Source organism: Microbulbifer donghaiensis, assembly GCF_900129095.1.
Classification (GTDB): Bacteria; Pseudomonadota; Gammaproteobacteria; order Pseudomonadales; family Cellvibrionaceae; genus Microbulbifer; species Microbulbifer donghaiensis.
Genome location: NZ_FQVA01000002.1, coordinates 58,282 through 73,955, shown reverse-complemented (window position 1 = coordinate 73,955; position 15,674 = coordinate 58,282). Strand labels below are relative to the sequence as shown.

The 15,674-nt window shown below is 61.1% G+C and carries 15 protein-coding genes; all 15 read left to right on the top strand.

All coding sequences use genetic code 11. The features are described 5' to 3' along the window. The first annotated feature begins 26 nt into the window (after positions 1-26). Positions 27-350, top strand: coding sequence for an iron-sulfur cluster assembly protein IscA (gene iscA, locus BUC36_RS10680; RefSeq protein ID WP_073274972.1), 324 nt, complete (start codon positions 27-29; stop codon positions 348-350). Positions 351-448: 98 nt separating this feature from the next. Next, entirely contained in the window at positions 449-979 is a 531-nt protein-coding gene (gene hscB, locus BUC36_RS10675) for a Fe-S protein assembly co-chaperone HscB (protein WP_073274970.1), read from the top strand. A 163-nt stretch (positions 980-1,142) separates the two neighbouring features. Then, positions 1,143-3,041, top strand: a complete 1,899-nt coding sequence (gene hscA, locus BUC36_RS10670) for a Fe-S protein assembly chaperone HscA (RefSeq protein ID WP_073274968.1) — start codon at positions 1,143-1,145, stop codon at positions 3,039-3,041. Positions 3,042-3,125: 84 nt separating this feature from the next. Beyond that, the gene (gene fdx / locus BUC36_RS10665) at positions 3,126-3,464 is read left to right on the top strand and encodes an ISC system 2Fe-2S type ferredoxin (protein WP_073274967.1); all 339 of its coding nucleotides are present in this window, start codon (positions 3,126-3,128) and stop codon (positions 3,462-3,464) included. Between the two features lie 35 nt (positions 3,465-3,499). Then, the gene (gene iscX / locus BUC36_RS10660; protein ID WP_073274965.1) at positions 3,500-3,694 is read left to right on the top strand and encodes a Fe-S cluster assembly protein IscX; all 195 of its coding nucleotides are present in this window, start codon (positions 3,500-3,502) and stop codon (positions 3,692-3,694) included. Positions 3,695-3,866: 172 nt separating this feature from the next. Next, positions 3,867-4,295: a nucleoside-diphosphate kinase gene (ndk, locus tag BUC36_RS10655; protein ID WP_073274963.1), complete on the top strand. Its 429-nt coding sequence runs from the start codon at positions 3,867-3,869 to the stop codon at positions 4,293-4,295. Positions 4,296-4,520: 225 nt separating this feature from the next. Further along, the gene (gene rlmN, locus BUC36_RS10650) at positions 4,521-5,666 is read left to right on the top strand and encodes a dual-specificity RNA methyltransferase RlmN (RefSeq protein WP_073274961.1); all 1,146 of its coding nucleotides are present in this window, start codon (positions 4,521-4,523) and stop codon (positions 5,664-5,666) included. A gap of 207 nt (positions 5,667-5,873) precedes the next feature. After that, positions 5,874-6,653 carry a type IV pilus biogenesis/stability protein PilW gene (pilW, locus tag BUC36_RS10645; RefSeq protein ID WP_073274959.1) on the top strand — a complete coding sequence of 260 codons (780 nt, stop codon included), beginning with the start codon at positions 5,874-5,876 and terminating at the stop codon, positions 6,651-6,653. After that, complete coding sequence (locus BUC36_RS10640) at positions 6,643-7,701, top strand: RodZ domain-containing protein (RefSeq protein ID WP_073274957.1); 1,059 nt, start codon at positions 6,643-6,645, stop codon at positions 7,699-7,701. Before pilW ends, BUC36_RS10640 begins: the two co-directional genes overlap by 11 nt. Before the next feature lie 102 nt (positions 7,702-7,803). Then, positions 7,804-8,916: a flavodoxin-dependent (E)-4-hydroxy-3-methylbut-2-enyl-diphosphate synthase gene (ispG, locus tag BUC36_RS10635; RefSeq protein ID WP_073274955.1), complete on the top strand. Its 1,113-nt coding sequence runs from the start codon at positions 7,804-7,806 to the stop codon at positions 8,914-8,916. A gap of 217 nt (positions 8,917-9,133) precedes the next feature. Further along, the gene (gene hisS / locus BUC36_RS10630) at positions 9,134-10,396 is read left to right on the top strand and encodes a histidine--tRNA ligase (protein ID WP_073274953.1); all 1,263 of its coding nucleotides are present in this window, start codon (positions 9,134-9,136) and stop codon (positions 10,394-10,396) included. Between the two features lie 90 nt (positions 10,397-10,486). Continuing rightward, a complete protein-coding gene (locus BUC36_RS10625; protein WP_084535911.1) occupies positions 10,487-11,215 on the top strand; it encodes a YfgM family protein in 729 nt (242 codons plus the stop codon). Then, a complete protein-coding gene (bamB, locus tag BUC36_RS10620) occupies positions 11,212-12,378 on the top strand; it encodes an outer membrane protein assembly factor BamB (RefSeq protein WP_073274951.1) in 1,167 nt (388 codons plus the stop codon). Before BUC36_RS10625 ends, bamB begins: the two co-directional genes overlap by 4 nt. 330 nt (positions 12,379-12,708) lie before the next feature. Next, complete coding sequence (der, locus tag BUC36_RS10615) at positions 12,709-14,103, top strand: ribosome biogenesis GTPase Der (RefSeq protein WP_073274949.1); 1,395 nt, start codon at positions 12,709-12,711, stop codon at positions 14,101-14,103. 102 nt (positions 14,104-14,205) lie between these two features. Further along, a complete protein-coding gene (locus BUC36_RS10610) occupies positions 14,206-15,669 on the top strand; it encodes an NAD-dependent succinate-semialdehyde dehydrogenase (protein WP_073274947.1) in 1,464 nt (487 codons plus the stop codon). Positions 15,670-15,674: the final 5 nt, after the last annotated feature.

Sequence of the window (15,674 nt, the reverse complement as noted above, 5' to 3'; positions counted from 1 at the left end):
CCCAAAGAAGCAGTAAAGGTATTGTTTTGGCTATTACCATGACAGAGGCGGCGCAGGCGCATATCCAGCGCCAGCTCGCCAACCGCGGCAAAGGTATAGGCATCCGTGTCGGTGTGAAAACCGCCGGCTGCTCGGGGCTCGCCTATGTGCTGGAATTTGTCGATGAAGCAGAGCCCGACGATGTGGTGTTCGAGCAGAACGGCGTCAAGCTGATCGTGGATCCGAAGAGCCTCGTCTACCTGGACGGCACCGCACTGGATTTCGTCAAGGAAGGGTTGAACGAGGGGTTTGCCTTCTCCAATCCGAATGTGAAGAACGAGTGCGGCTGCGGCGAAAGCTTTCACGTTTGAGCGGCGCTCGTCACAGTAAGGCCGGGTGCGTCGCGCACGCCGGCCTTTTTAGTATTCGGCAGTGCTGGCCTGTGTCCGCATGCCAGGGGTGATTCGACATGTCTCTGCAACAGACTTACTTCGAAATATTCGGTCTCAAGCCGGCATTTGCTGTCGATCGCGCGGCGCTGGCGAATCGCTACCGGGAGTTGCAGCGGGAGTTCCACCCGGACAAGTACGCGTCCAGGTCTGACCGCGAGCAGCTGCTGGCCATGCAGTACGCCGCACACATCAACGAGGCGCACACCACTCTGCGCGATCCCGTCTTGCGGGCTGGTTACTTGCTCAAGCTCGCAGGCGTTGAAGTGCGCCCCGAGCAGACCACTGCCGATGTGGAATTTCTGATGCAGCAGATGTTGCTGCGCGAGCGCCTGGAAGAAGTGCCCACTGAAACGGATCCAGCCGCAGCGCTGGAAGAACTGGGTGAAGAGGTGCAGGGCCTGTTTAGCGGCGAGCAGAGGCATTTCGCCGAGGTCTTCGCCGCGGGCGATCTCGCAGCAGCCAAAGACTCCCTGCTCAAGTTGCAGTTTCTGGTCAAACTGCAGCGACAGGTAGAAGAACTGGAAGAAGATTTACTGGGCGACTATTAGGCAATCCTGCAGGTCATCCCGACCTGCAGGATTGTCGCCCGTTAAATACTGGCGCAAGTGTGCGAACTTGCTGGTATTTAACGGGCTCGCGCTGGCCGACGGCCAGCGGCGGCGCATCCGTGCGCCGCTATTAACGTCACCTTTTACAAAGATGAGTTAATCAATGGCATTACTGCAGATTTCCGAACCGGGGCAGACCCCGGAACCTCACCAGCGCAAGCGCGCGGTGGGCATCGACCTGGGGACCACTAATTCGCTGGTGGCGACGGTGCGCAGCGGTTCGGCAGAGGCCATAGCCGCAGAGGACGGCAGCGTGATATTGCCGTCTGCGGTGCACTACGGGGAAAACGCAGTCACTGTGGGCGCTGCTGCGCGTAGCCGCGCCGGCGAGGATCCCTACAACACGCTGCTGTCTGTGAAGCGCCTGATGGGCCGCGGCATTGCCGACGTGAAGAGTTTCGGCGATCAGCTGCCGTACAAGTTTGCCCAAGACGGCAGTGGCGATGCTGCCGACAGTGGCATGCCCGCAATCGAGACGGTCGCAGGTGCGGTAAATCCGGTGCAGGTGTCGGCGGAAATCCTGAAGGAACTGGCGCGGCGCGGTCGCGAGGCGCTTGGCGGCGAGCTGGATGGTGCGGTAATTACCGTCCCCGCCTACTTTGATGATGCCCAGCGCCAGGCCACCAAAGACGCAGCGCAACTCGCCGGCCTGAAAGTACTGCGCCTGCTCAACGAGCCGACAGCGGCGGCAGTGGCCTACGGCCTGGATCAGAGTGACGAGAGCGTCGACGCCGCAGACAAGATCATCGCCGTTTACGATCTCGGCGGCGGCACCTTCGATATTTCCATTCTGCGCCTCTCCCGTGGCGTCTTCGAGGTGCTGTCTACCGGTGGCGACACCGCCCTCGGCGGCGACGATTTTGACTGCGCGATTGCCGGCTGGATGGCCGGGCAGGCGGGCCTGGGCACTAACCTGGATGTGGCGACTCAGCGCGCCCTGCTGAACAGTGCCTGCGAGGCGAAGGAATCCCTGAGCGGGCAGGAGCAGGCGGCGCTGGGTTACGGTGACTGGAGCGGGACCCTGGATCGATCCGCCATGGCCGAACTGCTCGATCCGCTGATCGACAAGACGCTGCGCGCCTGCAAGCGCGCGCTGCGCGATGCCGAGCTGTCGGTCGACGATGTGCAGGAAGTGGTGCTGGTGGGCGGTTCCACCCGCACCCTGCGCGTGCGCGAGCGGGTCGCGCAGTTCTTCGGCCGCGCGCCGCACGCGGATATCGATCCGGATCAGGTGGTGGCCATCGGTGCGGCGCTGCAGGCGGATGTACTGGTGGGCAACAAGTCCCGCGACGACCTGCTGCTGTTGGATGTGATTCCGCTGTCGCTGGGTATCGAGACCATGGGCGGGCTGGCGGAAAAGCTGATCGCGCGCAATACGACCATTCCGGTCTCCAAGGCGCAGGAGTTTACCACCTTCAAGGATGGCCAGACGGCCATGGCCATCCATGTGGTGCAGGGCGAGCGCGAGCTGGTCAAAGACTGCCGCTCGCTGGCGCGCTTCGAACTGCGCGGCATTCCGCCGATGGTGGCCGGCGCGGCGCATATCCGCGTGACCTTCCAGGTGGATGCCGACGGCCTGCTGTCGGTGACCGCCATGGAAAAGAGCAGCGGCGTCAGTGCGGATATCAGCGTCAAGCCGTCCTACGGCCTGCAGGACAAGGACATTGCGCGCATGTTGCAGGAATCCTATGCCCACGCGCAGGAAGATATCGCCGCACGGGCGCTGCGCGAGGCACAGCTGGAGGCGGAACGCGCGCTGGAGAGCCTGCTGGCTGCGCTGCAGGAAAACGGCGCGGAGCTGCTCGACGAGCGCGAGTTGACCGCGCTGGAGCGGGCCATGGAGGGGTTGCAGCTCGCCCACAACGGCGGTGATGCCGAAGAGATTCGCAAGCGTATCGACGCGCTAAACCAGCTGTCTGAACCCTTCGCCGCGCGGCGTATGGACGCGTCTATCAAGCGCGCCATGCAGGGCCATACGCTGGACGAATTTGATAACGACTGACCCGACCGGGCACCGGTCGGGCGCAAGACTGGCGTCGTGAACAGCGGCGGCTACGAATTGAGACCACTAGAGAGTCAGTGACCCATGCCGAAGATTGTGTTTTTACCCCACGCCGAAATCTGCCCCGAGGGCAAGGTTGTGGAAGTGGAGAGCGGTGTCAGTGTCTGCGACGCAGCGCTGGCCAACGGCATTGAGATAGAGCACGCCTGCGAAAAGTCCTGCGCCTGCACCACCTGTCACGTGATTGTGCGCGAGGGCTTTGACTCCCTCGGCGAACCGGACGAGCTCGAGGAAGACCTGCTGGACAAGGCCTGGGGCCTCGAGCCGGAATCGCGGCTGTCCTGTCAGGCGATTGTGGACGATGAGGACCTGGTAGTCGAAATCCCCAAATACACTATCAATCAGGTTTCGGAAAAACACTGACCGATTGGTCGCGAGCTCGAGCAGAGGAAAGCGCAATGAAATGGACAGATATCAACGATATCGCGATAGAGCTGGTGGATACCCATCCGAACGTCGACCCGCTGACGGTCAATTTCGTCGATCTGCGCAATTGGGTCATGGAGTTGCCCGATTTCGATGACGATCCCGACCGCTGTGGCGAGAAAATCCTCGAGGCGATACAGGCTGCCTGGATCGAAGAGACGGATTAGTCGGTCGCGAGAAACGGTACAAAGTTCACGCAGTAATGCGTATAATCCGCCCGCCGCAAATGGCGGTGCTCGTTTTTTGAGCGCTCACAGCGTGAGTAAACTGGGAATTCAGGGAAGAGCAACTAATCAGGTTGCTCTTTCTGTATGTAAAAACTGTTAATTGGAGAACAACATGGCCCTGGAACGCACTCTTTCCATCATCAAGCCGGACGCGGTAGCCAAGAATGTAATCGGCGAAATCGAAAGCCGCTTCGAAAAAGCCGGCCTGCGTATCGTTGCCATGAAAATGCTGCACCTGTCCCGCGAGAAGGCAGAAGGCTTCTACGCTGAGCACAAAGAGCGTCCGTTCTTTAAAGATCTGGTCGACTTCATGACTTCCGGTCCGGTTGTCGTGCAGGTTCTGGAGGGCGAGAACGCTGTCCTGGCCAACCGCGATCTGATGGGCGCTACCAACCCGCAGGAAGCTGCTGCCGGCACCATCCGCGCCGATTTCGCCCAGAGCATCGATGCCAACGCCGTACACGGTTCCGACTCCGCTGAATCCGCCGCGCGCGAAGTAAGCTACTTCTTCGCCGACGACGAGATCTGCCCGCGCGGTTGATCTATTTGGGTTGAAGCCTAGCTTGGCTCATTAAGAAGCAGTGAGCCAGGCGCAAGGTCCTGATGCCGGGATTGGCTTGCGGGACTGTCGGTCGGAGGGACCCGGCCGACAAGCCTACAGGGATGTATTCACGGCGTGTCCCGCAAGCCAATCCCGGTAGCAGGGCCGCCCGGGAGTCTCCTAGCGGCACCGCTCCACAGGCCTTAGGGTCGAGGTAATGAATCCATGAGCATCACCGAAACGTCCAAAACCAACCTGCTCGGCCTGTCCGTCGACAAGCTGGCCGCGTTTTTTGAATCGCTGGGCGAGAAGCGTTTCCGTGCCATTCAGGTGCTGAAGTGGATTCACCAGAACGGTGTGGACGACTTCGACCAGATGACCAATGTCAGCAAGGCATTGCGCCAGAAGCTGGCAGAAGTGGCCGAGATCCGCGCTCCGGAAGTGCTGGGCCAGTGGGATTCCGCCGACGGCACGCGCAAGTGGCTGATCCAGGTCGAGGGCGGCAACGCGATCGAGACGGTCTATATCCCGGACGGTGACCGCGGCACCCTGTGTGTGTCCTCCCAGGTGGGTTGTTCCCTGGACTGTAGCTTCTGCGCCACCGGCAAGCAGGGGTTTAACCGCGACCTGACCGCGGCTGAGATCATCGGCCAGGTGTGGATTGCCTGTAAGTCTTTCGGTCAGCTACAACCGAAAGGTCCGCGTAAAGTGACCAATGTGGTGATGATGGGTATGGGCGAGCCCCTGCTCAATTTCGACAATGTGGTCGACGCGATGAACCTGATGATGGAAGACAACGCCTACGGCATCTCCAAGCGAAGGGTTACGTTGTCCACCTCTGGCGTGGTGCCCGCGCTGGATCGCCTCGCGGATGTCACCGACGTGAGCCTGGCCATCTCGCTGCACGCGCCCAACGACGAGCTGCGCAACGAGCTGGTGCCGATCAACAAGAAGTACCCGATTGCGATGCTGCTCGATAGCGCCAAGCGCTACATCGAGCGCATGCCCGACACCCATCGCAAGATGACCATCGAGTACACCATGATGCGGGAGATCAATGATCGCCCGGAACACGCCGAGCAGTTGGCCGAGCTGCTGCGCGATGTGCCTGTCAAGATAAATCTGATACCCTTCAATCCGTTCGAGCTGTCCGACTATCAGCGGGTCAGCAACAATGCTTTGCGACGCTTTCAACAGATTTTGTTGGACAAAGGCTATACGGTAACCGTGCGCACGACTCGTGGCGATGACATCGCCGCGGCTTGTGGCCAGCTGGCCGGCAGTGTCAACGATCGCACGCGCCGCTCCGAACGCTATCGCAACGCCGAGCGCCGTGGCGATATTGAGAGCCCGGTTCGCATTATCGGCTGAGCAACGCCGCCACAGGTCCGGACATGGCATCGCGGGCTGCGATGATCACGCAGAGTCCTGTGCGTAGAGTGCGTTTTTTAGGGCATACATACACGCTTATTGCACGTATTGGCCGCGAAAATGTGCTGAACGTGCAGAGGTGGGTGAGGGCGCGGCCGGCGGTCTTATATCCGGGCTAAAACAGACTATAAAAACACGGGTGAAGTTGTGTTCGCGAAAATTCCAACCCTGCCGCTGGCGGGACTGATTCTCAGTATCTGGCTGAGTGGTTGTGTGACCACCGGTCTTCCGCCGCGCCCGGAAATCAATCTGGAGAAGGCGCTGGAGACCCATGTGCAGCTGGGCCTGCGCTATCTGCAGGACGGCAAGAACCGCGAGGCCGCGCGACACCATTTCAACAAGGCCCTGGAGCTGGGCAAGAAAAACCCACGCGCCCATCACGGTCTCGCGCTGCTGTACCAGACGGATGGTGAGCTGGATGTGGCCGAATCCCATTTCAAGAAGGCATTGCGCTACGATGCCGATTTCTCGATGGCGCGCACCAATTACGGTGTCTTCCTCTACCAGCAGGAGCGTTTCGAGGAAGCGCTGGAGCAGTTTGAAAAGGCCTCCGCGGATCTCACTTACAACCGTCGCTCCTACGCCCTGTCCAACTACGGCCGCACCGCGGTAAAGCTCGGCAAGCCGGAAGAGGCGGAAGCGGCATATACCCGTGCACTGGCACTGAGCGCCGACCTGCCGCAGGCTCTGCTCGAGCTTGCGGAACTTAAGTTCGACGCCGGTGACTATGCACAGGCAAAGCACTACCTGGACAGATACAGTGCTAAAAACCGGCAGATTCCCCAGTCACTGTGGCTGGGTATCCGCATCGAGAAAATCTTTGGCAATCGGGACAAGGAAAGGAGTTACGCCCTGGCGCTGAAAAACCTTTATCCCTATTCGGCGGAAACGCTGAAGTACCAAAAGATGACGGCCAATGACGGATAACATTTCCGAAATTACACAAGAGCGCCCGCTGGCAGACAGCGAGCAGTTACTCGATAACTCGCCCGGCAGCCAACTGCGGCGCGCGCGGGAGAAAGCCGGCCTGAGCCAGGAGGAGTTGTCCCGCCGCCTGTGCATGGTCGGCAACAAGCTGGAGTTGCTGGAGCGCGACGAGTACAGTCGCCTGCCGAGTTCGATCTATGTGCGCGGCTATATCCGCAATGCGTGCAAGGAGCTGGGCATCGACGCCGAGCCGGTGTTGCAGGCCTATGCCGGTTACTGCTCCGCCGAAGAGGCAAGCCGCAATATCGTCGCCCACGTCAGTCGCAGCCCCGTGATGCCGGAGCGCAAACGCAGCCTGAAGGGGCTCGCGCTGTTGCCGCTGCTGCTGGTCGGTGGCGTCTTCTGGTGGATGAACGGGCGCGAAGCGGTACCGCCGGTAGTTATTGCACAGAAGCCGTCGGGCGAAGACATGGCAATTGCCGCGCACGAGTCGGACCTGCGGGAGACCGGCACTGCGGTGGCACAGTCGCCCGCTGTAGGCACTGAGCCGGCGCAGGCTTTGCAGGCTGAGTCCCCTGCGGGCAGTGATGAGGCCTCGGCCACAGTTGTGGCTGCAGCGCCAGCGCAGGAGGAGCCGGGAGCGGGTAACTTTACCGAGATGGCAGCGTCGGCAAGTGCGCCGGAAGAGGATGTGGCTGCTGACGAGCCAGTGGTCGCGGAGCCGGCTGTCACAGCGGCTGTGTCTGGAGCGGAAGTTGCCGAGATGCCGGATGCGGAAGTGCCCGCGGCTTCTTTTGCGGCGGCGGTGGTTGAGGAGCTGCAGCTCAATTTTGACGAAGAGGCCTGGGTCGAGGTCAAGGACGCGAGCGGCGCGGTGTTGCTGGCCAAGCTGCAGGCGGCCGGTTCTGAGACAGTGCTGACCGGGCAGCCACCTTTCGACCTGATGCTCGGCAATGCCAGCGGAACTCATGTGCGCTATCAGGGGGAGCTGATCGACAGCGACCCGATCGGCAGCCGCCGTACCCGTCGCCTGACCGTCGGCGAATAGTATTCTGTTTCCTGCCGAGGGCGCGAACCCTGTAGGTTTGCGCCCAATCTCTCTATAATCTCCCCCCTCATATTTAGTCTGTAAAACTGCCAGGTCAGCCCTATGCAATTCGAGTCACCCATCGTTCGCCGCGTGTCGCGCCAGATCATGGTGGGCAATGTGCCCGTCGGCGGTGGTGCGCCGATTTCGGTGCAGAGCATGACCAATACCGACACCTGCGATGTGGCTGCGACCGTGGACCAGGTTCAGCGCCTGCAGCAGGCCGGCGCGGACATAGTGCGTGTATCCGTGCCGAGCATGGACGCCGCCGAGGCGTTCGGTGAGATCAAGAAGCAGGTGACGGTGCCGCTGGTGGCGGATATCCACTTTGATTACCGTATCGCGCTGCGCGTGGCGGACCTGGGCGTCGACTGCCTGCGTATCAACCCGGGCAATATCGGCCGTGAAAAGCGCATTCGCGCGGTGGTGGACAAGGCCCGCGACCTGAATATCCCGATCCGTATCGGCGTCAACGCCGGTTCGCTGGAAAAAGACCTGCAGAAAAAATACGGCGAGCCGACCCCGGACGCACTGGTGGAGTCGGCACTGCGCCACGTGGAGATCCTCGACAGCCTGGATTTCCAGAACTTTAAGGTGAGCGTAAAGGCCTCGGACATCTTTATGGCCACCGCCGCCTACCGCAAGCTGGCGCAGCAGATCGAGCAGCCCCTGCACCTGGGTATCACCGAGGCCGGCGGCCTGCGCGCCGGAACCGTAAAATCTGCCATCGGCCTCGGCGCGTTACTGCTGGACGGTATCGGCGATACCCTGCGCGTATCCCTGGCCGCGGATCCGGTCGAAGAGGTGAAGGTAGGCTGGGACCTGCTGAAGAGCCTGCGCCTGCGCACCAAGGGCATCAACTTTATCGCCTGCCCCAGCTGCTCGCGCCAGAATTTCGACGTGGTGAAGACCATGAACGAGCTGGAGACGCGCCTCGAGGATATCACCACGCCGCTGGATGTGGCGGTGATCGGCTGCATCGTCAACGGTCCCGGTGAAGCCAGGGAGGCGGACATCGGTCTCGCCGGCGGTACTCCCAGCCACGCCATCTATGTCGATGGCCAGCCGAACCGCAAGTTTACCAATGACAACCTGGTCGACGACCTGGAGCGCCTGATCCGCGAAAAGGCCGCGGCCAAGGAAGAGCGCGAGGCAGACATTATCGCCAAGGCGTGATTGCAGGCCCGGGGGGCAAAATCCCCAACCCTGATGCGAAGGCCCCGCTGCCGGGAGCCATTCGGGAAACAATTGCCGATCGGGCTGTTGAGCGAAAGGCTCCCGGCAGCGGGGCCGCCACAGGCTCCGTCTATGGGACCATTCGCAAGGCTGATCGCGGGCGTAGAGCCCACACAACAGCATTGAATACATTCGAGTTGGAAAGTAAGGAACACCGTTGAAACAGCTTCGCGCAATACGCGGCATGAACGACCTGCTGCCGGAACAGTCACCGGTCTGGCAGTACGTGGAATCCACCCTGAGCGAACTCTTCGCCCGCTACGGCTACAGTGAGATCCGCACTCCGTACCTGGAGGCCACCCAGCTGTTCAGTCGCGCCGTCGGTGAAGCCACCGATATTGTCGAAAAGGAAATGTACACTTTCGACGACAAGAGCGGTGACAGTGTCACCCTGCGCCCTGAGGGTACCGCCGGTACCGTGCGCGCGGCCATCCAGAACAACCTGCTGATTCAGCCACAGCGCCTGTGGTATTTCGGTCCTATGTTCCGCTATGAGCGGCCGCAGAAGGGCCGCCTGCGCCAGTTTCACCAGTTCGGTGTCGAGGTGTTCGGCATCGAGGGGCCGGATATCGATGCGGAAATCCTGATTATGACCGCGCGCCTGTGGCGCCAGCTGGGTATCAGCGAGCATGTCAAACTGCAGCTCAACTCCCTCGGCAACTCCGCCAGCCGCGCCGCCTACCGCGAGGCGCTGGTCGAGTACCTGACCGCCCGCCGCGAGCAGCTGGACGAAGACAGCCAGCGGCGCCTCGAGCGCAACCCGCTGCGCATTCTCGACAGCAAAAACGCCCAGACTCAGGAACTGCTGGCGGAGGCGCCCTGTCTACTGGACTTCCTCGATGAGGAATCGGCGGCGCACTTTGATCAGTTGCGCGCGCTGCTGGATGCGGCTGGTGTGGCCTACGAAATCAACCCGAAGCTGGTTCGCGGTCTCGACTACTACGGCAAGACCGTATTCGAATGGGTCACCGACAGCCTCGGTGCCCAGGGCACTGTCTGCGCCGGCGGCCGCTACGACGGCCTGGTGGAGCAGATGGGTGGCAAGTCGACGCCGGCGGTGGGCTTCGGGCTCGGTGTCGAGCGCCTGGTGCTGATGCTGGAAACCCTGGAGGTACTGCCGGAGGCACTCGGCCAGCAGGTGGATGCCTATCTGGTGGCGGTGGGTGATGTACAATCGGCTGCCTTGGGCGCGGCCGAGCGCCTGCGCGACGAATTGCCGTGGCTGCGCCTGCAGACGCACTGTGGTGGAGGCAGTTTCAAGAGCCAGATGAAAAAGGCCGACAAGAGCGGCGCCGACTATGCGCTGATCATAGGTGAAGACGAGGCTGCAGCGGGGCAGGTCACGGTGAAATACCTGCGCGCCGAGGCGCCGCAGCAAACGGTGGCACTGTCTGAATTGACGGCGCTGCTGCAGAGCTAACTCGCTGGTCGGACCGGCAAAACAACTGGAAGCGGCTGCGGCCACTTCACTGGGAAGATTTAAAAATTTACAGGAAAGGCGATTTATCGAATGGCTGACCATCTTACCGAACAAGAACAAATAGAATCACTGAAGCGCTGGTGGGCGGAGAACGGCAAGGGCATTGTCACTGGCGTGGTGCTGGCGCTGGTGGGCTACTTTGGCTACCAGTGGTGGCAGGGCGCCGAGCGCGCCAAGGCGGAAGAAGCTTCCGACCTCTACCAGGGTTTTGTCGAGGCGGTTTCTGCCAACGACGGGGCGCCGGATAACAAGCAGCTGACCACCGCCAAAAACATCGGCCAGCAACTGAAGACCGATTTTGCCAAACGTATCTACGCGAGTCAGGCATCCCTGCGCCTGGCGGCACTGGCAGCGGCAAACAACGATCTGGAAACTGCGGAAAAAGAACTGCAGTGGGTACTCGATAATGCCGATGAGACTGCGTTGCAGCTGCTGGCCAAGCGCCGGCTGGCGTCGGTAATGGCCGCGCGCGGCAAGCCCGACGAAGCACTGAAGCTGCTGGACGGCTCGGTACCGTCGTCCTTCGCAGCGCTGTATGCCGAAACCCGTGGCGACATCCTGTTGCAGAAGGGTGACAAAGACGGCGCGCGTGCCGCTTACCAGCAGGCGCTGGCGCAGCTGCTGCCGGAGCAGGCGAGCAGCGCCCAACTGTTGCGCATGAAAGCCGATAACCTGGGCAGCGCGCAGCCTGAAGCGGGCGTCTCTGAGGAAAGCAGCGAAAAGAATACCCAGCCGGCACAGGAGAGTGACGAGCAATGAAATTTCTTTCCCGCGCGGCAAGCCGCGCCGCAGCCGTAGCGTTGGCAGTGGCACTGGCCGCCTGTGCTTCCAACGAAGAGAAGGAAGATACTGATCCGGTCGAGCTGGTAGACATCACTCCCAGTGTCGAGCTGCAAAAGGTCTGGTCTGCCGGCATCGGCGATATCGACGCCAAACTGTACGCGATGCTGCAGCCGGGAATTGCCTCCGGTAAGTTGGTGGCGGCCAACAGCGAGGGTGACGTTTTCGCCTTCGACCGCAGCACCGGCAAGCGCCAGTGGAAAACCGAACTGGACATCGAAATCAGCGGTGGCGTCGGCGTTGGCCTCGGCATCGTCGTGGTAGCTGACTATCGCGGTCGCGCAGTGGCCCTGGACCTGAACGACGGCAAGGAACTGTGGACTTATCAGGTTTCCGGTGAAGTGGTTTCCGCCCCGGCGGTTGGCGCCGGCGTGGTGGTCTTGCAGACTGTCGACGGCAAGCTGATCGGCCTGGACGCCACCAGCGGCGAGGAGCGCTGGAGCCACAGCACCGCGCTGCCGGTTCTGACGCTGCGCGGCACTGCGGCGCCGGTGATTTCCGGTGGTAACGTGCTCGCCGGTCTCGACAACGGCAAGCTGATTGCCCTGGATGCGCGCGACGGCGTTCCGCGCTGGGAGCAGCGCGTGGCGATCCCGCAGGGCTCCGCGGAACTCGAGCGTGTCGTGGATATCGACGGTGCGCCGGTCGTTCGCGGTGATCTGGTTTTCGCTGCCAGTTACCAGGGACGCGTGGTGGCCCTGTCCCGCGAAGACGGCCGCGGCCTCTGGGCGCGCGATGCCTCCACTAACCACAGCGTGGCGGTGGGTGCGGGCAATGTATACTTGAGTGATGCCTCCGGCAGTGTCTATGCCTACAATGTGGGCAATGGCCAGATCGTCTGGAGTAATGATGACCTGCTGCGCCGCCAGCTGAGCGCGCCCGCCTATTTCGGCGACACGCTCGTGGTGGGTGACCTCGATGGCTACCTGCACGTGCTGGATCCTGTCTCAGGCACCATTATCGGCCGCGAGCGTGTAGACAGCGATCCGATACGTATCCCCATGCTGGTGGATGGCGATCTCCTGTTCGCGCTGTCCGATGACGGCAAGCTGGTGGCCCTGCGCCTGGAGCGCCGCCAGTAATTCCGCGGAAAATCGACCGTCATTTTGTAATGGCGAACCTTGTGTTCGCCGGCGGGCTGCAGGCCCGCGGTAGGAGCCTGCTTGCAGGCGAATGAAGATCGCCCGCCTAGCGCGGGCGTTTGTATTTTTGTAACTGCTGGTCCCTTATGCCAGTAAGAAAGGCCTTGCGGCCCTGCTAGCGGTGGCCATTTGGGAAAAAGCCTCATCGGCAACCATTCCCCAAATGCCCACCGGCATCAGGCCCTTCGCATAAAGGGCTGACATTCTTTTCAGGGTCCCGAGGGGACGAGTAGTTACTGTAATTTTTCTATAGGCTCAAGCCAGATTTTTATGCTACCTGTTATCGCCCTGGTCGGGCGCCCCAATGTGGGCAAATCCACACTGTTTAACCGGCTCACCAAGAGCCGCGATGCCCTGGTGGCCAATTACGCCGGCCTGACCCGCGACCGCAAGTATGGCGAGGCGGAAATAAACGGCCGCAATGTCATCCTGGTGGACACCGGCGGTATCAGCGGCGGCGAAGAAGGTATCGATGCGGCCATGGCACAGCAGTCGATGCAGGCCATTGAAGAGGCGGATATAGTCCTGTTTCTGGTGGACTGTCGCGCCGGATTGACACCGGCCGACCAGATGATTGCCGACCAGCTGCGCACGCGTTCCAAACCCACGTTCCTGGTGGCCAACAAGGTAGACGGCGTCAATCCCGATATCGCGCTGGCCCCTTTCTACGAGCTGGGTATCGGCGAACTTTTCCCCACTACCGCCACTCACGGCCGCGGCGTGCGCGCCCTGATGGAGCGCGTGGTTGAGGATCTGCCGGAGGCGGCGGCGCCGGTAGAGGAGGAAGAAGCCAAGGGTATCAAGATTGCCATCGTCGGCCGCCCCAATGTGGGCAAGTCCACGCTGGTGAACCGCCTGCTGGGTGAGGATCGCGTTGTCGTCTACGACCAGCCCGGAACCACCCGCGACAGCGTCTACATCAATTACGAGCGCGACGATAAACCCTACACCCTGATCGACACGGCGGGCATCCGCCGGCGCAAGAACATCAAGGAGTCGGTCGAGAAGTTCTCCATCGTCAAAACCCTGCAGGCGGTGGAAGACGCCAATGTGGTGGTTCTGGTCATCGATGCCCGCGAGGGGCTGGTGGATCAGGACATGCACCTGATGGGCAGTGTCATTCAGGCCGGCCGCGCGCTCGTAGTGGCATTGAACAAGTGGGACGGTCTCGAAGCCGATCACCGCGATTTCGTCAAGACGGAGCTCGAGCGGCGCCTGCGCTTTGTCGACTTCGCCGATATTCACTTTATTTCCGCCCTGCACGGCACCGGTGTCGGCAACCTGTATCAGTCCATCGAGTCGGCCTACCAGAGTGCGACCGACAAACTGTCCACCAATCACCTGACGCGTATCCTGCAGTGGGCGGTCAGTGAGCACCAACCGCCGCTGGTGCACGGCCACCGAATCAAGCTGCGCTATGCGCACGCCGGTGGCCAGAATCCGCCGGTGATCGTGATTCACGGCAACCAGACCGAACAGGTCCCGTCGCATTATGTGCGTTACCTGGAGAAAACTTTCCGCAAGGCCCTGGATCTGCACGGTACGCCGGTCAAGATCGAGTTCCGCACCGGGGCCAATCCCTATGCAGGCAAGAAACAGAAACTGACCGATCGGCAGAAGGCCAAGAAGCGCCGCCTGATGAAGTTTGTTAAAAAGAAAAAATAAATGATGAGGTTTTAGATGAGACCTCCCCGGGACCTGGTTGTGCGCCCCCTCTGCCACTAGTGGGTGAGGGGCTTGGGGAGAGGGTAAAAAAAGGAGAACACCATGCTGGACCTGAAAAACTCTTCGCTGTTACGCAACCAGTCCTACGTGGACGGTAAATGGATAGATGCCGATTCCGGCGAAACCTTCGATGTCACCAACCCGGCTACCGGCGAGGTAGTCGCCAGTGTTGCCAGCCTCGGCGCTGCGGAAACCCGTCGCGCCATTGAGGCGGCCAGCAAGGCCTGGCCGGCCTGGCGCGATGCCACCGTCAAGGAGCGGGCGAAGATCCTGCGGCGCTGGTACGACCTGATCATCGACAATGCCGACGACCTGGCAAAAATCCTTACCGCCGAGCAGGGCAAGCCGCTCTCCGAATCCAAGACCGAAATCGTCTACGGCGCCAACTATATCGAGTGGTTTGCCGAGGAGGCCAAGCGCGTCTACGGCGATGTCATTGCGCCGCCATCCAAAGACAAGCGCATCGTCGTGATCAAGCAGTCGGTTGGCGTTACCTGTTCGATTACGCCGTGGAATTTCCCCAGTGCGATGATCGCGCGCAAAATGGCTCCGGCGCTGGCCGCCGGCTGTCCCTTTATCGCCAAACCCGCATCGGAAACACCCCTGTCGGCGCTGGCGCTGGCAGTGCTGGCGGAAGAGGCCGGCATCCCCGCCGGCGTCTTCAACGTGGTGGCCGGCAGGAGCGCGCGCGAGATCGGCGCGGAGATGACGGCCAACCCGCTGGTGCGCAAGTTCACCTTCACGGGTTCGACGGCAGTGGGCAAACTGCTGCAGGCCCAGTGCGCCGAGACCGTCAAGAAAACCTCGATGGAGTTGGGCGGCAACGCACCGTTTATCGTGTTCGACGACGCGGATATCGATGAGGCGGTCAAAGGCGCGATCATCTGCAAATACCGCAATGCTGGCCAGACCTGTGTCTGTGCCAACCGCATTTTTGTGCAGGAAGGCATCTACGAAGCATTTGCGAAAAAATTCATTGAAGCGGCCAACGGGCTGAAGATGGGCAACGGTGCGGAAGAGGGCACCGAAGTCGGACCGCTGATTACCAGTAAAGCGGTGCAAGGCGTGCAGGAACTGGTGGACGACGCGCTGCAGAAAGGTGCCAGGCAATCTGTCAGCGGCGGTCCCAGCGAACTGGGTGAATGCTTCTATGCACCGACGGTACTGACCGATGTCGACGACAGTATGCGCGTGTTCAAGGAAGAGATTTTTGGCCCGGTAGCGCCGCTGTTCAAATTCTCCACCGAGGAGGAGGCGATCCGCCTGGCCAACGATACCGAGTTCGGTCTCGCCTCCTATTTCTATTCCCGCGATATTGGCCGTATCTGGCGCGTCGCCGAGGGGCTGGAGTACGGCATGGTCGGCATCAACGAGGGCATCGTCTCCAACGAGATGGCGCCCTTTGGCGGCGTCAAGGAATCCGGCCAGGGCCGCGAGGGTTCCAAGTACGGTCTCGACGACTATCTGGAAATCAAGTACCTCTGTCTCGGCGGTATCGATAAATAACTGCG